Annotated in this window: 23 protein-coding genes and 2 pseudogenes; 13 read left to right on the plus strand and 12 right to left on the minus strand. The window is 68.9% G+C overall.

Features of this window, described 5'->3' with window-relative positions; all coding sequences use genetic code 11:
• Positions 1–20: 20 nt before the first annotated feature.
• The 4 genes from RBS12_RS11160 to RBS12_RS11175 all read right to left on the minus strand — a co-directional run bounded on the left by RBS12_RS11160 (position 21) and on the right by RBS12_RS11175 (position 4,368).
• Complete coding sequence (locus RBS12_RS11160) at positions 21–935, minus strand: carbohydrate ABC transporter permease (RefSeq protein ID WP_307966181.1); 915 nt, start codon at positions 933–935, stop codon at positions 21–23.
• A complete protein-coding gene (locus RBS12_RS11165) occupies positions 932–1,801 on the minus strand; it encodes a sugar ABC transporter permease (RefSeq protein ID WP_307966182.1) in 870 nt (289 codons plus the stop codon). The genes RBS12_RS11160 and RBS12_RS11165 overlap by 4 nt, the downstream gene beginning before the upstream one ends.
• Before the next feature lie 76 nt (positions 1,802–1,877).
• Positions 1,878–3,182, minus strand: coding sequence for an extracellular solute-binding protein (locus RBS12_RS11170; RefSeq protein WP_307966183.1), 1,305 nt, complete (start codon positions 3,180–3,182; stop codon positions 1,878–1,880).
• 175 nt (positions 3,183–3,357) lie between these two features.
• Entirely contained in the window at positions 3,358–4,368 is a 1,011-nt protein-coding gene (locus RBS12_RS11175) for a LacI family DNA-binding transcriptional regulator (RefSeq protein WP_307966184.1), read from the minus strand.
• Between the two features lie 204 nt (positions 4,369–4,572).
• Here RBS12_RS11175 and RBS12_RS11180 point away from each other — a divergent pair, with 204 nt between their 5' ends.
• Together RBS12_RS11180 and RBS12_RS11185 are read left to right on the plus strand one after the other, a co-directional pair.
• The gene (locus tag RBS12_RS11180) at positions 4,573–5,928 is read left to right on the plus strand and encodes a DUF2961 domain-containing protein (protein ID WP_307966185.1); all 1,356 of its coding nucleotides are present in this window, start codon (positions 4,573–4,575) and stop codon (positions 5,926–5,928) included.
• On the plus strand, positions 5,928–7,172 hold the full coding sequence (locus RBS12_RS11185; protein WP_307966186.1) for a glycoside hydrolase family 32 protein: 1,245 nt from the start codon (positions 5,928–5,930) through the stop codon (positions 7,170–7,172). The genes RBS12_RS11180 and RBS12_RS11185 overlap by 1 nt, the downstream gene beginning before the upstream one ends.
• 107 nt (positions 7,173–7,279) lie before the next feature.
• Here RBS12_RS11185 and RBS12_RS11190 read toward each other — a convergent pair whose 3' ends face one another.
• Positions 7,280–8,470, minus strand: a complete 1,191-nt coding sequence (locus RBS12_RS11190; RefSeq protein ID WP_307966187.1) for a TerC/Alx family metal homeostasis membrane protein — start codon at positions 8,468–8,470, stop codon at positions 7,280–7,282.
• Positions 8,471–8,914: 444 nt separating this feature from the next.
• On the opposite strand from RBS12_RS11190, the gene RBS12_RS11195 reads away from it, so the two are divergent.
• From RBS12_RS11195 to RBS12_RS11210, 4 genes are all read left to right on the plus strand, one after another.
• Positions 8,915–10,768 carry a S53 family peptidase gene (locus tag RBS12_RS11195; RefSeq protein WP_307966188.1) on the plus strand — a complete coding sequence of 618 codons (1,854 nt, stop codon included), beginning with the start codon at positions 8,915–8,917 and terminating at the stop codon, positions 10,766–10,768.
• Positions 10,769–10,997: 229 nt separating this feature from the next.
• Positions 10,998–12,020 carry a class II fructose-bisphosphate aldolase gene (fbaA, locus tag RBS12_RS11200; RefSeq protein ID WP_307966189.1) on the plus strand — a complete coding sequence of 341 codons (1,023 nt, stop codon included), beginning with the start codon at positions 10,998–11,000 and terminating at the stop codon, positions 12,018–12,020.
• A gap of 5 nt (positions 12,021–12,025) precedes the next feature.
• On the plus strand, positions 12,026–12,454 hold the full coding sequence (locus RBS12_RS11205; protein ID WP_307966190.1) for a DUF3151 domain-containing protein: 429 nt from the start codon (positions 12,026–12,028) through the stop codon (positions 12,452–12,454).
• Positions 12,455–12,613: 159 nt separating this feature from the next.
• A complete protein-coding gene (locus tag RBS12_RS11210; RefSeq protein ID WP_307966191.1) occupies positions 12,614–13,270 on the plus strand; it encodes a hypothetical protein in 657 nt (218 codons plus the stop codon).
• Positions 13,271–13,379: 109 nt separating this feature from the next.
• Here the strand turns inward: RBS12_RS11210 and RBS12_RS11215 are convergent, their stop codons facing one another.
• Complete coding sequence (locus RBS12_RS11215; protein ID WP_307966192.1) at positions 13,380–14,810, minus strand: MFS transporter; 1,431 nt, start codon at positions 14,808–14,810, stop codon at positions 13,380–13,382.
• 49 nt (positions 14,811–14,859) lie between these two features.
• Here RBS12_RS11215 and RBS12_RS11220 point away from each other — a divergent pair, with 49 nt between their 5' ends.
• Positions 14,860–15,651 carry an IclR family transcriptional regulator gene (locus RBS12_RS11220; protein ID WP_307966193.1) on the plus strand — a complete coding sequence of 264 codons (792 nt, stop codon included), beginning with the start codon at positions 14,860–14,862 and terminating at the stop codon, positions 15,649–15,651.
• Between the two features lie 22 nt (positions 15,652–15,673).
• Here RBS12_RS11220 and RBS12_RS11225 read toward each other — a convergent pair whose 3' ends face one another.
• Positions 15,674–16,399 carry an FCD domain-containing protein gene (locus RBS12_RS11225; RefSeq protein ID WP_307966194.1) on the minus strand — a complete coding sequence of 242 codons (726 nt, stop codon included), beginning with the start codon at positions 16,397–16,399 and terminating at the stop codon, positions 15,674–15,676.
• 142 nt (positions 16,400–16,541) lie between these two features.
• Here RBS12_RS11225 and RBS12_RS11230 point away from each other — a divergent pair, with 142 nt between their 5' ends.
• Entirely contained in the window at positions 16,542–17,063 is a 522-nt protein-coding gene (locus RBS12_RS11230) for a gluconokinase (RefSeq protein WP_307966195.1), read from the plus strand.
• Positions 17,064–17,103: 40 nt separating this feature from the next.
• Here RBS12_RS11230 and RBS12_RS11235 read toward each other — a convergent pair whose 3' ends face one another.
• From RBS12_RS11235 to RBS12_RS11250, 4 genes are all read right to left on the minus strand, one after another.
• The gene (locus RBS12_RS11235; protein ID WP_307966196.1) at positions 17,104–18,348 is read right to left on the minus strand and encodes an FAD-dependent oxidoreductase; all 1,245 of its coding nucleotides are present in this window, start codon (positions 18,346–18,348) and stop codon (positions 17,104–17,106) included.
• A gap of 8 nt (positions 18,349–18,356) precedes the next feature.
• On the minus strand, positions 18,357–18,728 hold the full coding sequence (locus RBS12_RS11240) for a non-heme iron oxygenase ferredoxin subunit (protein ID WP_307966197.1): 372 nt from the start codon (positions 18,726–18,728) through the stop codon (positions 18,357–18,359).
• 74 nt (positions 18,729–18,802) lie between these two features.
• Entirely contained in the window at positions 18,803–19,087 is a 285-nt protein-coding gene (locus RBS12_RS11245) for a hypothetical protein (protein WP_307966198.1), read from the minus strand.
• Between the two features lie 47 nt (positions 19,088–19,134).
• Entirely contained in the window at positions 19,135–20,508 is a 1,374-nt protein-coding gene (locus RBS12_RS11250; protein WP_307966199.1) for an FAD-dependent monooxygenase, read from the minus strand.
• Between the two features lie 308 nt (positions 20,509–20,816).
• Here RBS12_RS11250 and RBS12_RS11255 point away from each other — a divergent pair, with 308 nt between their 5' ends.
• The 5 genes and pseudogenes from RBS12_RS11255 to RBS12_RS11275 form a co-directional block, all read left to right on the plus strand.
• Positions 20,817–21,944 carry a cupin domain-containing protein gene (locus tag RBS12_RS11255; protein WP_307966200.1) on the plus strand — a complete coding sequence of 376 codons (1,128 nt, stop codon included), beginning with the start codon at positions 20,817–20,819 and terminating at the stop codon, positions 21,942–21,944.
• Positions 21,941–22,855, plus strand: coding sequence for a fumarylacetoacetate hydrolase family protein (locus RBS12_RS11260; protein ID WP_307966201.1), 915 nt, complete (start codon positions 21,941–21,943; stop codon positions 22,853–22,855). Before RBS12_RS11255 ends, RBS12_RS11260 begins: the two co-directional genes overlap by 4 nt.
• Position 22,856: 1 nt before the next feature.
• A complete protein-coding gene (locus RBS12_RS11265) occupies positions 22,857–23,621 on the plus strand; it encodes a maleylpyruvate isomerase family mycothiol-dependent enzyme (RefSeq protein WP_307966202.1) in 765 nt (254 codons plus the stop codon).
• Between the two features lie 167 nt (positions 23,622–23,788).
• A complete protein-coding gene (locus tag RBS12_RS11270) occupies positions 23,789–24,802 on the plus strand; it encodes a PHP domain-containing protein (protein WP_307966203.1) in 1,014 nt (337 codons plus the stop codon).
• 191 nt (positions 24,803–24,993) lie between these two features.
• Positions 24,994–25,662: pseudogene (locus RBS12_RS11275) on the plus strand (glycosyltransferase family 87 protein); the annotation flags it as partial.
• A 59-nt stretch (positions 25,663–25,721) separates the two neighbouring features.
• Here the strand turns inward: RBS12_RS11275 and RBS12_RS11280 are convergent.
• Positions 25,722–25,868 (minus strand): annotated as a pseudogene (locus RBS12_RS11280) (IS481 family transposase); the annotation flags it as partial.
• Positions 25,869–25,903: the final 35 nt, after the last annotated feature.

Here is a 25,903-nt window from a genome sequence, read left to right on the forward strand (position 1 = left end):
ACGGCTCTTTGTCTCGGGGGTTAGCCCTTCACCGCGCCGACCGTCATGCCGGCGATGACCTGCTTCTGGAACACGGCGTAGATGACGAGCTGCGGCAGGAGCACGAGGGTGGCCGCGGCCATCATTCCACCGTAGTCCACCGTGTATTGGCCCTGGAACCGCGAGACGGCGAGCGAAACCGTCACCATATCCGGGTTGTTGATGAGGATGGACGCGAAGGGGAATTCGTTGAAGACGTAGACCACATTGAAGATGAGGATGGTGGCGATCACCGGCCGCATGAGTGGAAGGACCACCGTCCAGCACAATCGCGCCAACCCGGCTCCGTCAATGATGGCAGCCTCCTCGAGCTCGGTCGGGAATTCCCGGAGGAAGCCCGTCAGGAGCAGCGTGTTGAAGGGAATCGACACGGCAATATAGGGGAGGATCAGCGCTGCATAAGTGCCGAACACGCCGAATGCCAGATCGAGCCGGTAGACCGGGAACAGGAGAATGTAGACCGGCACCGCGAGGCCCGCGAGGAGATAGAAGCGAAGGCTCGACTGGACCTTTCGGCGGCGGAAGGTCATACGCGTGAGCGCGAAAGCGGACATGAACGAGACGGCCGTTCCGATGGTGACCGAGACGATCGCAATGAGCATCGTGTTCCCATACATCCGCAGCAGCGGGAGTGAGCCGATGACCTTGACGTAATTGTCGAGGGTCAGCTGGCTGAGCGAGAACGGGTTCCCGAGGATGTTCCCGCTCGGCTGGAAGGAGAGCAATGCAATCCACAGGATCGGGAGAATGATGAGGAACGTCACGAGGTAGGCGACGGCACCCGCAACGAGGGCAAACGGGCGACGGCGGGGCCTCGCCTTCCGGGGCGCAGCCACGGATTCTTCGAAACGGGTGGCGCGATAATGCTCGATGCGCTCGGGCATGGCCGTTCTCATGACGCCTTCCGCTCTCGGGATAGTGCGAGGTAGGCGATGGAAACGACCGCGCCCAGCACCGTGATGATGACGGCCAAGGCCATTCCCAAGCCGTACTTCTGGTTCGTGAAAGTGGTGAAGTACATGTAGCTCACGAGGGTTTCCGAGCGGTGGACCGGCCCGCCGCCCGTGAGCATGTAGACGAGTTCGAAGATCTTGAACACGTTGGTGATCATGAGGATTGTGACGATCGCGAACGTCTCGCGCATCATCGGAATCGTGACGTAGCGCAATTGCTGGAATCCCGTGGCGCCGTCGAGCTCGCTCGCCTCCATGACGTCGTGGGGAAGCAATTGGCGTCCGGCATAGAAGATCGTCATCGCGAATCCGATGCTGCTCCAGATGAAGACGAGGGCCACGGCGTAGGGCGTGAGAGTGTCGCCGCCGATCCACTGAACGGACGGCAGGCCCGCAAAGCCGAGAAATCGGTTGAGCAGCCCGATCTTCGGATCGAGGATGAAGACCCAGATGAGTCCGACGAGGATCGGGGCGATGATTGCTGGCCCGAAGACGAGGGCGCGAAGCAGGCCCGCGCCGGCCACCTTGCGGCGGAGCAGGAGCGCGAGGGCGAACGATCCGGGGACGAGGACCACGACGCCGACCACGAGGATGATGAGCGTGTTCTGCAGCGCTCGCCAGAAGAATGGATCCTGGCCGAGCGCACCGTAATTGTCGAATCCGATGAAGTCCGGGTTCCCGAAACCCCGGAATTTGGTGAAGCTGAATCCGAGCGAATAGGCGACCGGGTAGACGACGAACAGGGTGAAGAGGATCAGCGCCGGGGCGACCATCGCGAGGATCTTCCAGCGGGAGCTTATCCAGACCATTGGTGCGGACTTTCTGCTGATGGGGCGGATCACCGGTGGCCCGGCTCTGCGAGGAGCCGGGCCACCGGTGAGCGTACTACTTGGACTGGATGGCCTGCTGGACCAGGGCCACCGCCTGCTTGGGCGAGAGCTGGTTCTGGATGACGCCGTAGATGCTGTCGTACATCGCGTTGGCAACCGTAGTCGAGACGAGGAGGTCCGGCTGCGACTCGGGGCTCGTGACGCCTGACTGGGTCGCGGCGTCGAGCGCCGACTTGAGGGCGCTCTGCGCGGTCGCGTCGACCTTCGGCTTGTAGGTCGTCACGGGGGGCTGGCCGTTGTCGACGAGGAGCTGCTGGGCGGCGTCGCCGTAGTAGAAGGCGAGGAACTTCTTGACGGCGGCGAGCTTCGCGTTGTCCTTCGAGACCTTCGCGCTCACGACAAGCGGCGCCGACGCGACGTTCATGATGATGTTCTGGCTGCCGACCCCATCCTTGAACTGCGGCCCGGCCCAGAATCCAACGCTGCCGGCGACGGACGACTTCTGGATCGCGCTCGAGGCCCACACGCCGGCGTCGAGCATGGCCGCCTTGCCGCTCGTGAATTGGTCGACGGCCTGTTGGTAGGTCTGCGTGGAGACGTTCGAGGCGAAGGCCCCTGCGTCCCGGAGTTCGGCGATGTGCTCGTAGAGGTGCACGAAGTCGGGGTTGTCGTAGCTCTGCGTCCCCTTGAGGATGCCCTGAACCTTGTCGGCGTAGCCGAAGCGGTCAAGGTCCGTCAGGAAGCTCCACACGCTGAAGGAGGACTGGTTGGCTCCGTCGGAGATGGTGGTGATCCCCTTCTCCTTGAGCTTCTTGGCAACGGCGAGCAGCTCGTCGAACGTCGTGGGGACCTGGAGGCCGTTGTCCTGGAGGATCTTCTTGTTGTACCAGAGGCCCGTCAGGAGGCCCTGATAGGGGACGCCGTAGACCGCGTCGCCCGAGGTGAAGTTGGACACCGTGCTCTTGGGGAACTTGTTGGTGAGGCCGAGATCGCCCAGCACGGGGCCGAGGTTCATGACCTTCCCGCCCTGAAGCATCTCCTCGGCGTTGGACTTGTACACCCAGAACACGTCCGGCAGCGTGTCGCTCTGGGCTGCGATCGAGAGCTTCTGCAGATGCTCGGCGACGGCCTCTCCCGTGACCTCCACCTTGATGTTCGGGTTTTCCTTCTCGAAGGCCTGGACGATGGCCCACGTCGCGGGGTCGGCGGTCTTGACGTCGGGGTTCTGCATGGACAGCGAGATCGTGGTGGGGCCGTCGCTCGGCGACGAGTTCGAGGACGAGCAGGCCGCGAGGCCTCCCATGGTGGCCGAGGCAGCGATGACTGCTGCAGCGACACGGATGGTGAACGGGAAGGACACTTTCATCTCCTTTGACGAGCGTGAACGGCACCGGCCGCACGGGGGATTGGTGTGTTCTGTCGCCTGCGCGTTGGGGGGATTTTGGCAGGCAACTTCAAACTTTCAGACAAACGTTTTCGCGAAACGTTTGTCTGAAATTAGAACGCCCACCCCAGGATGTCAAGCATCGGGTTCGTCAGCTGTCCGACCTGCCGTAGCGTTCCGTGGATTCGCGCCATTCGATGCGCTGCCGCAGGCGCACAGTGCGCGGGCTCGCGTCGGGGGCCTTGAGCCGCTCGACGAGCAGGTTCACGGCCGCAACGCCCATGTCGAACGCGGGCTGCCGCACGGTGGTCACCTGTGGGTGGAACAGATCCGAGTTGTCGAAGCCGTCGAAGGCGGCGAAGGCGACGTCGCCCGGTGTCGACCGCCCGACCCGCCCAAGGGCCTGCAGGCTCAGCACCGCAAGGGGGGTGCTGCAGGCGACGACGGCGGTCGGCTCGCCGGACTTCATCACCCCTTCGAGCTCGTCAGCGACGGCCTGTGTGTCCTTTCCGGTGATGATCGCCTGATCGGCAAGCGAGAGGCGCGCGTCGAAGGCTGCGTCCGTGAAGCCGTCCATGCGCTCGCGCAACGTCGGTACGCGTGTGTCTCCGGCCACGAGCGCGAAGCGTGTGTGCCCCGACCCGATCAGGTGCGCGACGAGCTGGCGCATCGTCTCGCGGTTGTCGGCGCCCACCTGATCGAAGGGGAGTTCGGGGAAGATGCGGTCCAAGAGGATCGTGGGCGGCTTCTCGAGTTCGAGGGATTGGAGCAGGATCGGGTCCGACTGGGCAGCCCGCGCCAGGATGAGGCCGTCGACGCGCCGATTGAGCAGGGTCTGGACAGCCTTCTTCTCACGGTCCGCATCCTCGGCCGAGTTGGCCAGGACGAGCGTCAGCCCGTTCTCGACGGCGGCATGCTCAACTCCGTGGACCATCCCGGCGAACGCCGGCTCGCCGGCGTCCGAGACGACGAGGCCGATGCTGTCGGTGCGCGAGCGGCGGAGCGCCCGGGCGAGGGCGTCCTGGCGGTAGCCCGTGGCCTCGATGGCCGCGAGGACGCGCTGCCGCGTCTCGGGTTCCACATGTCTCGTCCCGTTCAGGACGTGGGAGACCGTCGAAACGGAAACCTTCGCCCGCCGTGCGACTTCGACCATCGTCGCCATTGCTCACCTCATCGTGTCGTGGCGCAACGTTTGCGCACGTGTCAGAAGTACCCTACATCCCCGCAGAGCCAGTGCAGCAAAGGGATTTCGCGCGACGCTTGCGTTCGGGAGGACATTCAACCTACGATCCAGTTCAAGCAAACGTTTCGATGACTCTGACGGCCTTGTCGACGGAGCCATCGCGAGCAAGGTGGAAGGACAACGGTGACCACACATCACACGCCCGCAGGGATGCTGGGCGATCTCACGAGGGCGCGCCGTGCACGGACCGCGCGAGCCTCGAGCTTCGACCAGACCGGGCGGAACACCGACAACTGGATCGTCATGCCGGGCGAAGAGCGCACGCTCGCCGACATTGAGGGCCCTGGCTACATCACGCACATCTGGATGACGCAGTCGTGCCGCATCCAGCCGGGCCCCGGCCAGATCGATCCGTACGTGGTGGGCGTCCCGATGCTCGAGATCCACAACGCGCTCGGCGTGAGCTGGGAAGTCGTGGACCCCGACTACTACCGCAAGGTCGTCCTCAAGATGTACTGGGACGATCAGGAGACGCCGAGCGTTGTGGCGCCCCTCGGCGACTTCTTCGGCCTCATGAATTCCCTCTCGGGCTCTTACGATTCGCTGCCGCTCTCCGTCTCAGCCAAGGAGCCAGAGCTCCACACCTTCGGCGGATCGGCAGCCTTCAACAGCTACTTCCGGATGCCCTTCGGCAAGCGGGCCAGGATCGTCGTCGAGAACCAGAACGACATCCCGTACCTCCAGTACTTCTACATCGACTACGAGCTCGTCGAAGAGCCCCTCCCCGAGGACGCCCTGTATTTCCACGCCCACTGGCGCCGCGCGCTGCCCAACCAGGGTTGGGGGCCGGATCTGCAGGCCAACAGCATCGAGACGACGGTCCCCAACCTCGACGGCGCAGACAACTACGTTGCCCTCGAGACGGAGGGCCGCGGCCATTACGTGGGGTGCACCCTCGCCGTCCGCCACTTCCAAGGCTCGTGGTGGGGCGAAGGGGACGACATGATCTTCATCGACGACGACACATGGCCCCCGAGCCTTCACGGCACCGGGATGGAGGACTACTTCGGGCACGCGTGGGGCATGCAGCACAATGCCTACCAGTTCAACGGGACGATGGTGCACGAAGAAGACGTGCCGGGCTTCCACCACAGCTACCGCTTCCACATGGCCGATCCGATCAGGTTCGAGAAGCGCATCAAGGTCAGCTTCGAGCATGGGCACGGCAACCACCTTTCCGACGACTGGTCCTCGACGGCGTACTGGTACCAGACCCTTCCGTCCCCGGTCCTCACGATCCCCGACGTCGAGGAGCGTCTCCCGCTCCGGCCGATTGACCGCGTGATCCAGGCCCCGCTCCCCGAGCTCAGCGAGGAGCAGCGGCAAGCCCGAGCCGCGGCGGCCCGGCGGATGGAGGATTTCGTGGCCCGCCGGGACGCCCTTCGCGAGGAGCGGCGCCGACAGGTCGATGAGTGGGAGCGCGGAAACGTCGAGATAGCCCGCCAGATCCGGGCCCGCTTCGATGGGAAGGCGAGCTGATGCGCCCCGCCTTCCACTTTGCGGCCGAGCGAGGCTGGATCAACGATCCCCACGGCATCACCGTCAAGGACGGCGCGTACCACCTCTTCTATCAATACGTCCCCGAGAGCATGGAATGGGCCCCCAACTGCCACTGGGGGCACGCGCGCGGCGCGGACCTCTTCTCCCTCCGCGGCCTCCCCGTCGCGCTCGCTCCAGGCGAGGGCGACGACGGCGTGTGGACAGGTTCGCTCGTCACCGACGGCGACGGCGGCACCCGCCTCTTCTACACGTCGACCGCGCAGCCCGACATCGGCATCGGCCGCATCCGAGTCGCGACGCCGAAGGACAGCGAGTGGATCGAGTGGTCCAAGGGCGACTTCGTCGCGGACGTGCCGGCGGGCCTCGACATCATTGCGTACCGCGATCCGTTCCTTGTGAAGGAACCAGACGGCTGGCGCATGTTCGTCGGGGCCGGCTCGTCTGATGGCACCGCCATGGCCTTGAGCTACACGTCGGCCGATCTCGCGGCATGGGACTACGAGGGCGTCGCCCTGAAGCGCTCGACCGAGGAGCGGGACCCCGTCTGGCTCGGGGCGCTCTGGGAGTGCCCTCAGATCTTCGAGATCGACGGCCGCCACGTCATGGTGTCCTCAGTCTGGGACGACGACGTGCTGCACTACGCCGGCTACGCCATCGGCGACTACGCCGAGGGCCGCTTCGAGCCGACCACGTGGGGAAGGCTCACGTACGGGCCTAGCTACTACGCGCCGTCGTTCTTCCGCGACGCCGACGGGCGCCCATGCCTGACCTTCTGGATGCGTGGCATCGCGGATCCCGAAGCAGGCTGGGCGAGCGCGCACAGTGTCCCGCATGTCCTCACCCTCGACGGCGATCGCCTCGTCGCGTCTCCGCACCCGGATCTGGTCAAGTACCGCGGCGCACCGGCCGGGCAGGGCGAGCTTCCTGGCCTCTCCGGGGACATCGCGTGGTGGCCTGCGCCGGGGGACGCGCTCCGCGTGACGTGCGAAGGGGAGACGGTCTTCGTGCTCAAGGCGGGTTCGGCGGCAATCGGCGCTATGACGGCGTCCGAGTCCCTCGAGCTTCCGTTTGGGGGAGGGGAAGTCAGAGTCGTCGTCGATGCACAGGCGATCGAGGTCTCGACGCGCGACGGCGTTCTCGGCTTCGGCGTCCGGCCCGGAGGGGCCACGTACGCGGTCGAGGCGAGCCACGCCGTCGCCTATCCGCTGTCGCATCCGAGCTGAGTCCGTGCTCCTGACCGGTTGAAAAATCCCAATCGGTTCGAACGACGGCGTGTCGGGCACCGGCGCGAATCCGCCGGCCAAGAAGCGGACTGGACCGCGGCCGAGCCTCAGGCCTCGCTCCGCAAATATTGCTCGTGCCGCGCATGCGCCGCACGGACCTTGGCCCGGATCGCGTCGACGTCCTTCGCCTTGTCTCGGTACCTCTTGTCCATCGCGAGGATCGCCCTCTCCTCATCGAGGAGACCCCGGTAGATGCGCTCGCGCTCGGCAGGATCGGCCGTGTACCCGAGGTCGAGGTAGTTCTCGGCATGGCGCCGGGCGTTGTTGATGGCGGTCTGCGCCTTGCCCGCGGGGCTCACGAGCGAGGCGACGACCGTCACGGCGAGGACGGCGACGATGACCGCGAGTGAAAGCCCCGTCGTCACTTCGAACACCGGGACAGCCTGGCCGCCGTTGATGAACGGGAGCGTGTTCTCGTGCAGGGCGTGCAGCACGAGCTTCGCGCCGATGAACGCGAGGATCGCGGCGAGCCCGTAGGAAAGGTAGATGAGCCGGTCGAGGAGGCCATCGAGCAGGAAGAACAGCTGCCGGAGGCCCATGAGCGAGAACGCCGTCGCAGTGAACACGACGTACGCGTTCTGGGTGAGGCCGAAGATCGCGGGGATTGAGTCGAGCGCGAAGAGCATGTCGGTGCCGCCGATCGCGACCATGACGAGCAGCATCGGCGTGAGGACTCGCCTGCCGTTCTCCACGGTGAAGAGCCGGTCGCCGTCATAGTGCGCCGACGTGCGGAGGAACTTGCGGGCGAGCCGGACGACGACGTTGTCCGCTTCGCCCTCGCCGTGATTGGGCTTGAGGAGCTGGCCGGCCGTGAGCAGGAGGATCGCTCCGAAGAGATAGAAGATCCACGAGAACGCGTCGATGAGCGCGACGCCGAGGAAGATGAACACCGTGCGCGCGACGAGCGCGAACACGATGCCGAAGAGGAGCACCTTCTGCTGGTCCTCGCGCGGCACCCGGAAGCTCGAAAGGATCACGAGGAAGACGAAGAGGTTGTCCACCGAGAGGGCCTTCTCGGTGATGAACCCGGCGAAGTACTGGCCGCCCATTTCGGTTCCGCCGAGGAGGAGGACGACGACGCCGAACAGCACCGCCGCGCCGACGTACACCGACGACCACAAGGCGGCCTCGCGCAGTGTCGGGGCGTGTGCCGTGCGGATGTGGAAGAAGTAGTCGAAGGCCAGGAGGCCGAGGATCACGGCGACCGTGATGGCCCAGATGACGGGGGAGGTGGACACTGAACGTCCCTTTCGCAGGCAGGCGTAACCGCCGCAAGTCTTTCCATCCACCGTTTCTGTTGCCCGGAAGACCGCTGCACCCGGCCAGGCTCCCGCGCCTGACGTGTTGACGTGTGCAGCGCGTGGGATACTCCCCTGCGCCCAACCAGCCTAACCCAGCGGGCTTCCAGGCGACGAAACCGCCGCCCCAAAATTCAGGGCAAACTCACAGCTTCTAGAAGCTCCTGCAAAGGTTGTTTCACAACTAGTCTCGCTCAAGTCGGGCACATCGCGCCTGTGAGGAGAGGGTTTATGGCCGTACAACAGCTTTCCCGTCGACTGACACTTCGTTCACTGGCAGCAGGAGTCGCCGTCGCCTCCGCCGTCGGGCTGGGAGCCGCGGCAGCCGCGGTCGCCTCGCCCCCCAGCCCACCGCCGTCGCACTCCAAGTCCTATCCAGGATCCGTGCCGCCCTGGGCGGGCTCGCGCGCCAAGACGGGGATCCCCCTCTCGAACACGACCGTCGAGGGCGAGATCTACTTCAACCTCCGCGACCTCGCAGGTGCGAAGGCCACCGCGGACGCCGTCTCGACCCCCGGCAGCGCAAGCTACGGGCAGTTCCTCGCGCCGCAGCAGTGGATCGACACGTACGCCCCGACGCAGGCGACCCTCGACGCGACCGTCGCGTGGCTCAAGGCCCAGGGCATGACCATCACGGGCATCCCGGACAGCCGCCTCTACGTCGTCTTCCGCGGAACCGTCAACCAGATCAACGCGGCGTTCAACACGGTCGAGCAGAGCTACAGCTTCCAGGGCCAGACGCTCATCGGCCCCGCGACCGCCCCGTCCGTCCCAGCGGAGCTCGGCGACGCGATCCAGTCAGTGTCCGTCGACCAGGGCAAGCTGCTCACGCGCCCCGCGAACGTGACCCCCGACTCGGGCGAGACGCCCGCGGCAACCGGCGCCATCACGCCTCCGGTCAGCGTTCCCTGCTCCCACTACTGGGGTGAGAAGACCGCGACGCTCCCCGAGGCCTACCAGACGACGACGTTCCCGACCTTCCTCTGCGGCTACACGCCGACGCAGCTTCAGGGCGTCTACGGGATCGCCCCGACGGGCACCGTGAACGCGACGGCGGGCGCAGGGCAGACGGTCGCCATCATCGATGCCTACGCGTCGCCGACCATCGTCGAGGACACCAACGCGTGGGCGGCCGCGAGCGGCGTACCCCAGCTCGCGCCGGGCCAGTACCAGCAGATCGTCCCGGACCCCCGCATGTTCCTCGACAAGGACCTGTGCGCCGAGCCGAGCGGCTGGCAGGGTGAGCAGTCGCTCGACGTCCAGGCCGTGCACGGGCTCGCCCCGGCCGCCGGCATCCTGTACGTGGGCGGCAACAACTGTGGCGGCGGGCTCGATCTCGCGATGTCGAAGATCCTCGACGGCCACCTCGCGAACATCGTCTCGAACAGCTACGGCAACGTGGGCGAGGCCCTCCCGCCGAACACGCTCATGGGCGAACAGAACATCCACCTCCAGGCCGCGGCCGAGGGTATCGGCCTCTACTTCTCGAGCGGCGACAGCGGCGACGAGAAGAAGGCGCTCGGCTACGCCTCGCCGGACTTCGCGGCGAGCTCGCCGTATGTCACGGCGGTCGGCGGCACGAGCCTCGCGGCCGGCAAGGACGGCGAGTACCTGTTCGAGACGGGCTGGGGCACGGCCCGCCAGCGCGTTGTCCCGAATGCGTCCGGCCAGCTCGTCTACGCGGGCTCGCTGCCCGGGCCGTTCCGCTTCGGCGCAGGCGGCGGCACGAGCGCGGTCTTCGAGCAGCCGGCCTACCAGAAGGCCCTCGTTCCGACGTCGCTTGCGTGCTCCACGACGTCCGCGAAGTGCTTCCGCGTCTCGCCGGACGTCTCGGCGCTCGCCGACCCCTACACGGGCTACCGCATCGGCTACAGCCCCATCACGAACGACAACGTCCTCAAGACCGGCTCGTTCGGGCTCTCGGATATCGGCGGCACGTCCCTCGCGTGCCCGCTCACGGCGGCCCAGATGGCCGTCGCGCAGGCGGCGACCGGCAAGGTGATCGGCTTCGCGAATCCGACGATCTACGCGGCCGCGGCATCGGGAGGCGCGCAGCGCGACGTCGTTCCGCCGTCGTCGCCCGTCTCCGTGGCCTTCTCGAGCACGGTGAGCGGCAACTCGTACCTCGTCGGCATGGATCACGACAGCTCGCTGTTCACCGCGCCCGGCTATGACAACGTGACCGGTGTCGGCAGCATGACCGAGGCGTTCGCGCAGCAGGTCGCGCAGCAGCACTAAGCCCTTCGGGGCTCACAGTTTGGGGGGACAGGGGGAAAGAGGACGACGACGGCGTAGCGGGCGCCGTCGTCGTCCTCGCCTGTGTCTGGGCTCGCTTCGGCGAGGAACGCAGCGCGCGGTCCGTCATGTGCTCGCGCGCACGTGGGCGGGCGACCGCGCTCTCGCTAGGATGTGAGTGGCCAGCACGCCTCCGCTCTGTTTGTTGCGCGGACTGAATCGAGGAGCTTCCATGCCTATCGCTACCCCTGAGAAGTACGCCGAGATGATCGACGCCGCCAAGGACGGCGGCTACGCGTTCCCGGCGGTCAACGTCACGTCCTCGCAGACGCTCAACGCGGCGATCCGCGGTTTCGCAGAGGCTGGCTCGGACGGCATCATCCAGGTCTCGACGGGCGGCGCCGCGTACTGGTCCGGCGCTTCGGTCAAGAACATGGTCACGGGCTCGCTAGCGTTCGCCGCGTTCGCCCGCGAGGTCGCGAAGGGCTACGACGTCAACATCGCGCTCCACACGGACCACTGCCCGAAGGACAAGCTCGACGACTTCGTCCTCCCGCTCCTCGCAGCCTCGGAGGCCGAGGTCAAGGCCGGCCGCAACCCGATCTTCAACTCGCACATGTGGGACGGCTCGGCGGAGACGCTCGAGGAGAACCTCCGCATCGCGAAGGACCTCCTCGCCCGCACTGCCGCAGCGAAGATCATCCTCGAGGTCGAGATCGGCGCCGTCGGCGGCGAGGAGGACGGCGTCGAGAACGCCATCAACGAGAAGCTGTACTCCTCGGTGGCGGACGGCCTCGCGACCGTCGAGGCGCTCGGCGCCGGCGAGAACGGCCGCTACATCACGGCCCTCACGTTCGGCAACGTGCACGGCGTCTACAAGCCCGGCAACGTCAAGCTCCGCCCCGAGATCCTCAAGGAGATCCAGGCCGAGGTCGGCGCGACGCTCGGCAAGGACCGCCCGTTCGACCTCGTGTTCCACGGCGGCTCGGGCTCGAGCGAGCAGGAGATCGCGGACGCCGTCTCCTTCGGCGTCATCAAGATGAACATCGACACGGACACGCAGTACGCGTTCACGCGCCCCGTGGCCGGCCACATGTTCTCGAACTACGACGGCGTGCTCAAGGTCGACGGCGAGGTCGGCAACAAGAAGACCTACGACCCCCGCGTGTGGGGCGCTCTCGCCGAGAAGAGCATGGCCGCCCGTGTTGTCGAGGCCGCGCAGCAGCTCGGCTCCGAGGGCAAGTCGATCAAGTAACGCGCATGAGCGACGAGTTCCGCACCAACCTTCTCGGCCCCGAGCCCGTGCGGCTCCCGGCGGAGTCCGACGTGTACCAAGGACTTGCGACCGGCCATACGGCGCGCGACCTCGTGGTGAAGCACCCGGATTCCTCGCTGCTCTGGGCGCTGCTCTCCGAGGACGCCTGGGCCGCGGGGAACACGGTCGAGTCGTACGCGTTCGCGCGGGTCGGCTACCACCGTGGGCTCGACGCGCTGCGCCGCAACGGCTGGCGCGGCGCTGGGCCGATCCCGTGGGAGCACGAGCCGAACCAGGGCTTCCTGCGTGCGCTCTACGGCCTGGGCCGCGCCGCGGCCGCGATCGGCGAGGACGGCGAGCCCGAGCGGGTCTCGAAGTTCCTCGCCGACTCGGATCCTGCGGCTCAGGCCGCGATCGAGTCACTCGGACGCTAGCAGGCAGCATTCAGGCGGGCCGCCCTTCCGGGGCGGCCCGCTTTTTCGTTGAGCGCCATGCAACGACACAACTTGGGGCCGATTCGGCCACTTTCGGGGCGTTTGCGCCTTTGAATTGTGGCGGAACGAACCCGAGCGGACTGTGGCTAGGCTGGCTCCATGGCTGTCATCCATCGCGCGTCTCTTGTTCCCGGCAAGCTTGAACTCGTCGACCCGTGGCTCGCCAGACAGCCGTGGGGCGGCGGGAGCGGGCAGCTCGAACGAGTCGGGAGCTATCGCTTCGACGATCCGGAGGGCGAGGTGGGCATCGAGGGCCTGTTCGTGACGCGCGGGGAGGCGGTGTTCCACGTGCTCCTCACCTATCGCGACGCGCCGCTTGCCGAGGCCGAGGGGCGGCTGGTCGGCACGATGCAGCATTCCGTCCTGGGGACGCGCTGGGTGTACGACGGCGCGGGGGACCCCGTCGCGGTCGCGGCCCTCGTCCGGGCCGCGCGGGGCGAGCAGGCGCAGGCCGTGCTCGAAGTCCACGACGGCGACGCCGTGGTCGGCGCCGTCGAGCCGGACGTCCACGTGCGGGCCATGGCGTCCGCCGAGCGGTCGGCTTCGGCGCCAGCGGACGCGGTGGCGGCGGAGACCGGTGCCGGGGACCCTGCCACCGCCGGGCCGGAGGTCGTGTCCGACCGACCGGTGTGCGAGGTCAGGTTCGGCGGAGCGACGCTGCGGATGGCTCGCGTGCTCGGCGCTGGGGTGGAAGGTGCGGATCAGCTCGTCGCGGACTGGCAGGGCGGCGAGGCGACCATGGCCGCCGTCCTCTGATCCCCGGACTTCGTGGCCGCGCCTCTTGACCGCGCTTCTGCGTGCCAAAGCCGCTTCTCCGTGACGGATTTACGCCGGAGAAGCGGCTTTGGGCAGGAGAAGCGTGCGCTCAGACGAGGGCGGCGGCGCGCCTGCGGCGGGCCGATGTGAGGGCGACGACGGCCGCGAGGAGCGCCGCCGACACGATCGCCGACCCCCCGAACAGCAGGAAGTTCATCACCGGGGGGATCGACTTGGTCGCGAGCATGAGGCCCGAGAGCTGCGGTGCGAGGACGGCGCCGATCCGGCCTACGCCGAGGGCCCAGCCAAGCGCCGTGCCGCGGAGCTCGTTCGGGTAGCGTGCCGTGATCGCCGCGATGACGAGAGACTGCGTGCCGTGCGTCCCAACACCAGCGATCACGAGCGCGCCGTAGACGTACGCACTGTTGCCCGCGGGGACCACGAGGAGCGACACAAGTCCGGCGCCCGCCAGGAATGCCGCGACAACGGACGTCTGGACCGTGCCGAAGCGGTCGCCGGCCCATGCCGTCACGATCGAGCCGGCCACGGCGCCGAGGTTGAGGGCGATCGTGAACGTGAGCGCGGGGCCGAGGTCGGCGCCGGAGTCGCGCATGATCTTGGGGAGCTGGGTGCCGAGCCCGTACCACGCGAACAGCGTGAAGAGCGTCGACGCGGCAAACAGGATGCTCAGGCCGAGGAACGGCACGCGGAAGAGGCCGCGGAAGCCGCCGCCCGCCGCCGTGGGTTGCGCCGCCGTGGGCCGCGCCGCCGCGGGCTGTGCCGCTGTGGGCCGCGCCGCTGTGGGCAGTGCCGCTGTGGGCCGCGCCGCTGGGAGCTCGTTCGCCGCCGGGGGCACCGGCGTCGTCCGTTCGCCCCGCGCTCGCTCGACGGCAGGTGCGGAAGCCAGCGTCTCGGGCAGGAAGCGCCAGCCGAGCGGCACGAGCACGAGCAGTGCGACGAGGGCGAGCCAGAACATCGACTGCCAGCCGAACGCGGGAATCATGCCGAGGCCCAGGACGGCGGCGGCCGTGCCGCCGAGCGGGACGCCGGACATCATGAGGGTGGCGATCGCGCCGCGGCGGCGGGCGGGGATGAGCTCGGCGGCGAGCGCGTTGGCGGACGGCACGAGACCGCCGAGGCCAAGGCCCGCCACGAGGCGGAGGGAACCGAACGCGACGGCACCCGGTGCGACGGCGCACAGCACCGTCGCGACGGAGAAGACGACGGCGCAGAGGAGGATCGCGTTCCGACGGCCCCACGCGTCGGAGAGCCTGCCGGCGAATACCGCGCCGATCATCATGCCGACGAACGCCATCGAGCCGATCGTTCCGGCGGACGCGGCGTTGAGGCCCCAGCCAGCCCGTTCGATGAGGTTGTTCTGGACGGTTCCGTAGACGATGAGGTCGTAGCCGTCGAAGAGGACCATGCCCCAGCAGAGGGCGACGGCGACGATCGTACGACGGCGCTCGGGGCCGGACCCTGGGCCCGCACCGTGGGCGCGCGCGGCCTCGTTGCCGTGAGCGGAAGTGGTGAGTGACATGCCATTCATGCTCTCGTGCCCCAGTTCACCTCGGCACTAGCATTCTGCTATGCAGAAGTTCCAGATCGTCAAGAAGCCTGCCTACGCGATCGAGTCGGTGGACAACGCCCTGCAGCTCATCCTCCTGCTTCACGAGCGCGACGCGCTCCGCGTCAACGAGGCCGCCGAGCGCCTCGGCGTAGCGCCGTCTACCGCCCACCGGCTCCTCGCGACGCTCGTCTACCGAGGCTTCGCGCTCCAGGACGAGTCCCGCAGGTACACGGCAGGCCCGGCACTGCGCGGCGCGACTCGCCAGGGCCGCCTCCAAGACGTCGTTGCGGTGGCGCATCCGTCCCTCGAAGAGCTCGCGGCCGCCGTGGGCGAGACGGTGAACTTCGTGGCCCGCTTCGGAACGAGCGTGCGATTCCTCGCGAGTGTCGAGTCGACCCAGCTCCTGCGCGTGGGGGAGAGGGCCGGGACGGTCCTGCCCGCGCGGCTTTCCTCAGGCGGCAAGGCGATCCTCGCGACGCTCGACGACCAGGCGCTGCACCAGCTCTACACCGGCCGCGCCGCGCAGCTCGCGGGGGACCAGCTCGGGGCGGACGACTTCCGCGCGCTCCAGGACGAGCTCGCTGTCGTACGCACGCGTGGCTACGCGCTCAACCTCGGCCGCACAGAGCCGGACATCGCCGCGATGGGCCGCGCCGTGGGGCCAGGGCGCGCGTGGCTCGCCGTGTCGATCAGCGCGCCCAGTTCGCGCGCCGACGTGCTCGAGCGGCCGGAGACGGTCGCGGCCCTCGCGGCGGCGTGCGACGCCGCGGCCGCGGCCCTCGTCGCCGAGAAGCTCAACAGCCCACACTAGATTCTGTTGGGCAGAATTGCTCCTATGCGAGATTGAGCGCGGCCCGCACTTCCTGGAGGACTTCGCGCAGCGCGTCCTCGGCGCCCTGGGCATCGCCGCGCACGACGGCGGCCGCCGCGCGCTCGTGTGCGTCGAGGGCCTCGCCGCGCGGGTGGAACGGCATGAGTCCCTGGCGCGTGCGGCTCGTGAGCGCGACGGCGATCATGCCGTCGAGAGCGGCGAACATTTCGTTGCCGCTGCTTCGGAGGATGAGCCGGTGGAAGGCGATATCGACAGCGAGGAAGGCTTCGAGGTCGCCACTCTGGCCAAGGGCGCGGAGCTGGGCGGCGAGGCCTGCGAGCTCGGCGCGCTGCGCGCCGCTTGCCCGGCGGGCAGCGCAGGCCGCAGCGACGGGTTCGACGCCGATGCGCAGCTCGGTGAGGGACGCGTACTGCTCGTCGCGTCGCGCCGAGGCGAGCCGCCAGCGCACGAGCTGGGGGTCGTAGACGTTCCACAGCGAGGGGTCGTGGACGACGATGCCCACGCGCCGCTTCGACGTCACGAGGTTCATGGTCTCGAGCACGCGTATCGTGTCCCGCGCGACCGTCCTCGAGACGCCGAATCCGTGCTGGAGCTCTTCGAGCGTGAGGCGCGTTCCCGGCGCGAGGCGGCCTGAGGCAATGTCCTCGCCCACGGCGTCGAGCATGCGCCGGTGGAGGCCTGCGCCGTCGCCCGTCGTCGCGGGCTCCTCGGGAGATGCCGTCGCCATCGCCGCCGCCCTTCCTCAGTGGTGACCCCCCGTAAAAGTATTATCTATCACATTCAAAGATGCTATTTTTGATGAAGCGGCGAGCCTCTTGCCGTGCTGTGCGCTTCTTCGGAAGCCGATGACGTCTTCTGGGAGGTTAGCCATGGAGTCCCTGCACATCGTGGTCATGGGTGTTGCCGGGTCCGGCAAGACGACCGTCGCCGCGGCCCTCGCCGATCGCCTCGGCTGGGTGCTCGCCGAGGCCGACGAGTTCCACCCGCCCGCCAACATCGCGAAGATGGCGAGCGGCGTGCCCCTCACCGACGAGGACCGCTGGCCATGGCTCCGCAGCATCCGCGACTGGATGACCGAGCAGGCGCGCGGCGGGCGCAGCACCGTCCTCACGTGCTCGGCGCTCAAGCACACCTACCGCGAACTGTTGGCCGAAGCCGAGGGTCGCGTCGTGTTCGCGCATCTCGACGGCTCGCCCGAGCTTCTCGCCGAGCGCATGTCCGGCCGGTCGGGCCACTTCATGCCGACCACGCTCCTGCCGAGCCAGCTCGCAACCCTCGAGCCGCTCACCGAGGGCGAGCTCGCGTCCGGCTCCCTGCGGCTCGACATCGCGGGCAGCCCGGAGGCCATCGCTGACGAGATCATCGGGTCGCTCGGCATCACGGACGCCTGATGGGGACGTGGCCACGCGTTGGCCGGGACGCCTGACCCTGTCAGCGGGTGAGCTTCCTCGGGTCGGCTGAGGGATCCGCGAGCGCGTCCGGATCCGGCACGATGCCGCGGTCGATGATCCGCCGGGCCGCCCGGACCACGAGCGGGAGGTCGACGGCGGAGCATCCGAGGAGGTGTCCGTCGGCGGCGAGCAGGAACGCGGCCTGAGGGACGCCGTCGACCATGCGCAGAACGGTGCGCGCGCCGGGGGCATGCCGCTCGTCGAGCGTTCCGACCGCCTCGACATGCACGCCGTGCCTGTCCGACCAGAGCCACGGCGCCCCGAACTGCGGCGGCTCCGCACCGAGCATTCCCGCTGCCGCGACTTGCCCCGAATGAACGGCTGCCTCCCAGTGCTCCGACCGGCGCGCGAGGGTGCCGTCCCCGGCGCGCCGGCGACAGGTGTCGCCTGCCGCGAAGACCGCTGGGTTCGAGGTGGCGCCGGTGTCGTCGACGATCACGCCGCCCTCGGCCTCGAGGCCGGCCGCCTCGGCGAGGGCCGTGTCCGGAAGGATCCCGATGCCGGCGACCACGGCGTCGGCGGCCACGGTGCTCCCGTCGGCGAACCGGACGGAGTACGCGGAACCCGGCGCGGCGCCGTCGTGCGCCTCGATTCCCACGGGCGCCCCGACAATGGTGCGGATGCCGCGCTCGGCGTGCATCGCGTGGAGCCGCCGAGCGAGCGCCTCGCCGACCGCGGGGACGAGCGGCGGATCGACGGGGTCGATGAGGGTCGCCTCCGCCCCGAGGACGACGGCGGCCGAGGCCACCTCCGCCCCGATGAGGCCCGCGCCGACGACGGCGACCCGCGCTCCGGGCGCGAGGGCGCGCCGGAGCGCGTCGGAATCCGCGAGGTCGCGGAGCGTGTGGGCGGCCTCGCCGCCCGGGACGCCCAGACACCGCGGGACGCCGCCCGTCGCGAGCAGCACACGGTCGGCGGGAAGCCGCCGTCCGCCGTCGAGCTCAACCGCCCCCTCCGCCGGCCGGAGGGCGACGGCGCGTTCCGGCACGAGCTCGATGCTCCGCTCCGCATACCACGCCTCAGGCGCGAGGCGGATCTTCGTGGCGTCCTCGGTGCCGAGGAGGTAGCCCTTGCTCAGGGTCGGCCGGTCGTACGGGAGGCCTTCGGGCGAGAGGAGGGTGATCGCACCATCGAAGCCGCGGCTGCGCAGCTCGCTGATCGCGCTGAAGGCGGCGACTCCGCCGCCCACGACGACGATCTGCCGCGCGGGGCCGCTCGCGCTCATTCGCCTGCCTACTCGGCTGCTTGCTCGCTCACGCGAGCGGCGTCCTCGGCATCGACGCCCGGGTAAAGCACGACGCGGCCGCCCGTGACCTCGACCTTGTGCGTCCGGGCGCTCTGGGTCGCGGGGAGGCACAGGACCCTGCCGGTCCGCAGATCGAAGCTCGACGAATGGAGCGGGCACTCGACCGCGTCCCCCTCGATCCAGCCCTCGGCGAGCGAGGCCTCCTCGTGGGTGCATGTGTCGTCGAGCGCGAAGAAACACCCGGTCTCGGTGTGGAAGACCGCGATCGGTTCGTCGAAGCCCGACTCCTCAGGCTCGATGACCCGCGCCGTGCCCTCCTCGATCTCGTCAGGGCTGCCGACGTCGATTCCCTCGCTCATGCTGTCCACTCTAGTCGTGGGGCACTGGCGGTGGGATCTCGAGCTTCTGAACGGTATTGCCCAGGTTCGTCCCGCTATTCGGGCCAGGTGCGTTTCGGGTCGGAGAGGATCCGGTCGAGTTCGAGGCCCGCCTCGTCGGAGCCCGCATCGGCGAGTCGCTGGAGCTCTAGCAGGTCACGAGCCGCGACGGCCCGGCGGGTCAGCAGTCGTCCGGCGTAGGTGCTTCCCTCGTCGAGCAACTCGTGGAGCTCGTCCAGATCGTCGCGGGCGTCGGCCAGATCCGCCAGGCGGTCCAGCGCCAGTTCGTTTCCCTCGTCCGCGAGCGCGCGCAGCGTCTCTCGGTCAGCAGATTCGGTCATGGAAACATCGTGCGCCGTCGACGCGGGCCGCTCAACTGTCGGGTCGCTCAACTGCCGCGCCGCATGACCGGCGCTGACCCGCTCAATCGTTGCCGGGCAGCACCTGTTGAGCGGGTTGGCACCGTTTGAACGCAGGAGGCGGCTGCCGGAGTCAGCGCATCCCGGCCGTAGAGCCAGTCCGTGTACGGGAAGCCGCCGCGGGCGTCGGCCGCCTCGAACAGCATGTTCCGGATCAGGACGGCGACCGGCTCGTCGACGTGCCACGACTCGCCCCACAGCCGCGCGGTCGTCTGGACGCGGCTCGTGCGGGGCTCGCGGGTCTCGTTGTACTCGCGCAGGGCTTCGACCCACGCGAGCCGCCGGTCGCCGTCGTCGGACGCCGGAAGGACACGGCGGCGGACGGCCTCGCCGAGCACGTGCGCATCCTCGAGCGCCTGGCACGCGCCTTGCGCCAGGTACTGCAGCATGGGGTGCGCGGCGTCGCCGAGCAGGGCCACGTTGCCGTCGACCCAGGTCGGGAGGGGGAGCCGGTCGAACATGGGCCACGAGCGCACGCGCCACAGGTTCTCGAGCGCCTTGCGGACCTCCGGAACGCAGTCCTTGTACGCCTCCTCGAGCTCGTCCTCGGTGCCCCACACCTCTTCGCCGCGGAGGAACGCGGGCGACTGGAACACCGCCACCGTGTTGAACATCTCTCCCTTCCGCAGCGGGTACTGGACGAGGTGGCAGCGCGGACCGAGCCACACGACGACGTCGTCCATGTCGGAGGCGTGCTTGACGTCGGAGATCGGCAGGGCGCCGCGGAAGGCGACATACCCCGAGGGGATGGGTTCGTCGTCGGACATTTGGGCGCGCACGACAGAGCGGAGGCCGTCGGCGGCGATGACGGCGTCGGCGTCGAACTCGCGGCCGTCCTCGGCGACGGCCGTTGCGCCGAACGCCGTGTTCTGGGTGCGGGCGACCGTGACGCCGTTGACGAGCTCGACGCCCGCCGCGCGGGCCGCGTCGACGAGGATCGCGTGCAGGTCGGCCCGGTGGGCCACGATGTAGGGCGCGACATAGCGCGCCTCGAACTCGCCCCGGAGCCTTTTGCGGAGCAGTTCGCGGCCTGTCACGGCGTCGCGGAACACGAGGTGCTTCGGCGCGACGGCGACCTCAAGCACGCGGTCCAAGAGACCCCATTCGGCGAGGAGGCGGGTCGCGTTCGGAGCGAGTTGGAGGCCCGCTCCGACCTCGCCGAATTCGAGCGCCTGCTCGACGAGCGTGACTTTGGTGCCGAGCTGGCGGAGGCGGAGGGCGGCGGCGACCCCGCCGATACCGCCCCCGATGACGACGGCGGTGGGCCGGGGGCTGGCGGGCTGGGTGGTCTGGGCGTCGCTCGACGTCGAGGGCGCTGCGGGAGTGGGGGAAAGCTGCGACATGCCACTCAGGATGAGAAGACTCCGTCCCGCCGAACAACGAGATTCTGGAGGGAGGAATCGCGTTCGAGGGTCACCTTCGGTGGGTGGGAACCCGCGGGAGGTGACCCTCCCGCCGGCTCCCAACCTTCCCAAGCTCAGGCCGGGTCCCTCGCCGGCGTGGGCCCCGAATGGGGCGAGACCCGCGGGAGGTGACCCTTGGACGGGAACGGGATATTCTGGTGTGCGGAATATCCTTGGCCCCAGAGCTCACGGCCCCGCAGTCTCGATGGTGACCCGGACAACAGCATCGAGCTGGCAAGGAGGCCATGATGAGCATCGACGGTGAGGTCACCCACGCGAGCTCCCACAACGCGATGGTCGCGAGCGAGCCCACGCCCGAGGAGGCCGCGGAGCTCGAGGCCATGTACGCGACCATGGCGCGGGAGAACATGATCCCGCTCTGGACCCAGCTCGACGAGCTCATGCCCATGGTCCCGACCCCGGCCGCCGTCCCGCACGTGTGGCGCTGGAACACGCTTCTGCCCCTCGCGGAGCGCGCGGGCGAGCTCGTGCCGGTGGGCCGCGGCGGGGAGCGGCGCGCGATCGCGCTCGCGAACCCGGGCTTCGGCGGGCGCCCCTACGCGACCCCGACCCTGTGGGCGGCGATCCAGTACCTCGGCGGCCACGAGGTCGCGCCCGAGCACCGGCACTCGCAGAACGCGTTCCGCTTCGTGGTCGAGGGCGAGGGCGTGTGGACCGTGGTCAACGGCGACCCGGTCCGCATGAGCCGGGGCGATTTCCTCCTGACGCCGGGCTGGAACTTCCACGGCCACCACAACGAGACCGATAGGCCTATGGCGTGGATCGACGGCCTCGATATCCCGTTCGTGCACGGGATGGATGCGGGCTTCTTCGAGTTCGGCACCGAGCGCGTCTCGGACGAGGCCACGCCGGACATCTCGCGCTCCGAGCGCCTGTGGGGGCACCCGGGCCTGCGCCCGCTGTCGCGGCTCGAGAACACCGTGAGCTCGCCGATCGGCGCGTACCGCTGGGAGCACACCGACCGCGCGCTCACGGAGCAGCTCGCGCTCGAGGACGAGGGCCACCCTGCGACCGTGGGCCAGGGCCACGCCGCGATCCGCTACGTGAACCCGACGACCGGCGGCGATGTCATGCCGACCATCCGCGCCGAGTTCCACCGCCTCCGCGCGGGCGTGGCGACCCGCACTGCGCGCGAAGTCGGTTCCTCGGTCTACCAGGTCTTCGAGGGCGAGGGCGCGTTCGTGCTCAACGGCGAGCGGACCGCCGTCGGCAAGGGCGACATGATCGTCGTGCCGTCGTGGGCCGCGTGGTCCATCGAGGCCGAGACGCAGTTCGACCTGTTCAGGTTCGGCGACCAGCCGATCTTCGAGCGACTGCACTTCAACCGCACGTTTATCGAAGGAGATACCAAGTGAAGCTCGCGACCCTGCGCCTGCCCTCTGCCGGGACCGCCGCGGAGACAATCGCCGTTCGCCAGGACGGGGACACGTTTGTGGAGATCCCCGGCTACGAGGACTTGGGCGCGCTGCTCGCCGCCGAGGGCTGGCGGGAGATCGCTGCGGCGGCCGACGGCGCCGCTCACCCCGTGCGCGGCGCGGACCTCGCGCCCGTGGTCCCGTCGCCGTCGAAGGTCCTGTGCGTGGGCCTGAACTACGCGAGCCATATCCACGAGATGGGCCGCGAGCTGCCGCAGTACCCGACGCTGTTCGCGAAGTTCGCCGAGACGCTCACCGGCCCGTTCGACGACGTCGAGCTGCCCGCCGCGGACCCGGCCATCGACTGGGAAGCCGAGCTCGTCGTCGTCGTCGGCAAGCGCGCCCGCCGCGTGTCCGAGGCCGAGGCGGGGGAATACATCGCGGGGTTCACCGTCGCGAACGACATCTCGATGCGCTCCTACCAGTTCCGCACCAAGGAGTGGCTCCAGGGCAAGCTCTGGGAGGCGTCGACGCCCGTCGGCCCGGTCATGGTCACGCCCGAGGAGCTCGACCGGAACGCCACGATCACCACCGAGGTGGACGGGGCCGAGATGCAGCGCGGCTCGATCGGCGACCTCGTGCATGGGCCCGAGTACCTCGTCTCTTACATCTCGGAGATGATCACGCTCAACCCCGGTGACCTCATCCTCACCGGCACGACCGGCGGCGTGGGCCGCGCACGCAAGCCCGAGGTGTACATCACGGACGGCCAGACGGTCACGGTCGCGATCGAGGGCATCGGCGAGCTGCGCAACGTCGCCCGCGCCCAGGCGGAGCTGCCCGCGGTGGCGCCGGCCGGCGTCGTCCTCCCCGTGGCTGCCGCGGGCGCAGCCACAAACACCGGGGCCTGACGTGGTCGCGCGCCACGACCTCGTCGAGGACGCGGAGGTTCGCGCCGGGCTGCTCACGGCCCGGCGCGGCACGGCGTTCTTCGCGCGCAAGCTGGGCGAACTCTCCTACGCGGACCTCGACGGGCCCTCGCTCCTGCCCGGGTGGACCCGCCGCCACGTGATAGCCCACGTGGGCTACAACGCGCGGGCGGTCGCGCGGCTCGTCGAATGGGCCGCGACCGGGGTTGAGACGCCCATGTATTCCTCGCCCGAGGCACGGAACGCCGAGATCGAGTTCGGCGCGACCCTGCCGCCGGTCGCCCTGCAGAACCTGTTCGACCACTCGGCGATCCACCTCTCGGTGGAGTGGCGCGACCTTCCGGCCGACCGCTGGGACGTCGAGGTTCGCACGGCGCAAGGGCGGCTCGTGCCGGTGTCCGAGACCGTGTGGATGCGCACGCGCGAGGTGTGGCTCCACGCCGTCGACCTCGACAACGGCGCCCGCTTTGCAGACGTCCCCGCCGAGGTTCTGCGGCCCCTCCTCGGGGACATCTGGGGCGCGTGGGAGAAACGCGGCGAGGCCGTCGGGCTCGCGGTTCGAGTGGCCGGAGGCGAGGACGCCGGGCTCACTCTCGGCGAGCCAGCGCGAGGGGTGACGGTTGTCGAGGGGCCGCTCGCCGCCGTCGTCCGCTGGGCCGCCGGCCGTGGTGCCGAGCCCGGCGCGCCTGTCACGGCGACAAATGGTGGTCGGCCCAGCGGGTTGCCTGCGGCCCCCCGCTGGATCTGAACGATCGGCGCGGGTGGGAACGGACACAATTCGGGGCCCCTCTTCCGTGTTTTCGCGGGATTCGGTCCCCGAATTGTGGTGTTCGACTCTGACCTCCGTCCTTCGCCGCAACGGTCGGCGGCGCAAGGCCGTCCCAGCGTCGCCCGGGGAAGGTGCAGTATGGGCGCATGGACGCCGTCGAAGCCCTCAACGAGATCGCCTTCCGTCTCGAGCGCGACCTCGCCCCGGCGTACAAGGTGCGGGCTTTCCGCAACGCGGCTTCCGTGATCGCGGGGATGACGGACGACGACGTCGCCGCCGGGGTGCGCGACGGGCGGCTTCGGCGGGTGAAGGGGATCGGGGACCGCACCTTCGAGGTGATCCGGCAGGCCGTCGACGGCCACGTGCCTGAGTACCTCCTCGCGCTGCGCGAGGGTGCTGAGCAGCTGCCCGGCAGCGAGCTTCACGGGCTGCTCCGCGGAGATCTGCACAGCCACACCGACTGGTCCGACGGCGGTTCGCCCCTCGAGACGATGGCGCAGGCCGCGAGGCTGCTGGGCCGCGAGTATCTCGCCGTGACCGACCATTCGCCGAATCTCACGATTGCACACGGTCTTACCCCCGAGCGACTCGCCCAGCAGGTGGACCTCATCGACGCCGCCAACGAGCGGGCAGGCGATGGCTTCCGCCTGCTCGCCGGGATCGAGGTGGACATCCTCGAAGACGGGACGCTCGACCAGGAACCCGAAATGCTCTCCCAGCTCGACGTCGTCGTCGCGAGCGTCCACTCCAAGCTGCGCTCGGACGCCCCGACCATGACGAGGCGCATGCTCCGCGCGATCGACGACCCGCACACCGACATCCTCGGCCACTGCACAGGCCGCCTCGTGACGGGCGCGCGGGGCACGCGCCCGGAATCGGAGTTCGACGCGGGGCGGGTCTTTGCCGCCTGCGCCGCGAACGGCGTCGCCGTCGAGATCAACTCGCGGCCCGAGCGGCAGGACCCGCCCGATGACCTCATCCGGCGGGCCGTCGACGCCGGCTGCCTGTTCAGCATCGACAGCGACGCGCACGCGCCCGGGCAGCTGGACTTCCTCCGCTACGGGGCTGCGCGGGCCGAGGCCAACGGCGTCCCGGCCGAACGTGTCGTGACGACGTGGCCGCGCGATCGGCTGCTCGAATGGACGGGTCGGAGGCGGTAGCGCTAGTGGATTCGCGCCTGCCATCTGCCGCACCGAAGACTCGTCATGGCAACATCGGTCACATGAAACCGAGCGAAGGTGTGACGCCCGGGCAATCGGCTCCTTCCGTGAGCACGGGAAGCCTCGTCGCTGCGCGGTATCCCCTCCTGGTCCGCACGGCGGGGATCCTGATCTGGCTCTTGAGCGCGGTGATGGTCTTCGTAACAATCCGCCATTTCGTGCTGGGTGGCGAGCTGGGTCAGGACTCCCACGCCTACTGGCTTGCGGCCCGGAGCTCCGAGCTCTACCGAGGCGTTCCCGGAGAGCGCGATGCTTATCTGTATTCGCCGGCGTTCGCCCTCGCGATCAAGCCGCTCGGGCTGTTGCCGTGGCCGGTCTTCCAGGTGATGTGGGTCGTGTTCGAGGCCGTAGTCGCGTGGTGGCTCGTCAAGCCGCTGCGGCTGAGGTGGGCCATCCCCCTCTTCCTGCTGTGCCTGCCGGAACTGATCGTCAGCAACATCTACCTGCTGCTCTCGGCCTCGGCCGTGCTGGGTCTGCGTCGACCCTCGGTCTGGTCATTTCCGATCCTCACGAAGGTAACCACGGGGATCGGTCTATTGTGGTTCGCGTTCCGCGGCGAGTGGACGCGGTTTCTCGAGGGGGTCGCCGCAACCGCGCTGATCGTCGGAGTCTCTTATGTCGTCGATCCCGCATCGTGGCGGGATTGGCTGCTATTCCTCATCGACAACAGGAGCGGGACGCCGGACGGCAGTCTGAGCTTCGTGCTGCGTGGCATCGCTGCCCTCGCTCTGGTGATCGTCGCTGCCCGCAAGGGGTGGCCGTTCCTCATCGCGCCAGCCATGGTGCTGGCATCGCCCGTCCTGACTGCCATCATCCCGTTCACGATTCTCGCCGCCGTCCCGCGCCTTCTTTCGCTCAGGTCGGAGGGTTCCAGAAGCGGCGTCCGGTTTCGGGTCGGGACACGCCCGACCGTCGAGCGGGCAAGGCGCAGGAGGTAGGCGAGCCGGTGCGGTCTCCAACGACGGGAGAAGCGTAAGGCGATGATCCGGCGTTCGGTGCGGCGAGGCTGAGTGTGGAAACCCACATCCTGCCGCGGCCAGG

The sequence above is a fragment of the Sinomonas sp. ASV322 genome (assembly GCF_030908245.1).
In the GTDB taxonomy this organism is placed as follows: domain Bacteria; phylum Actinomycetota; class Actinomycetes; order Actinomycetales; family Micrococcaceae; genus Sinomonas.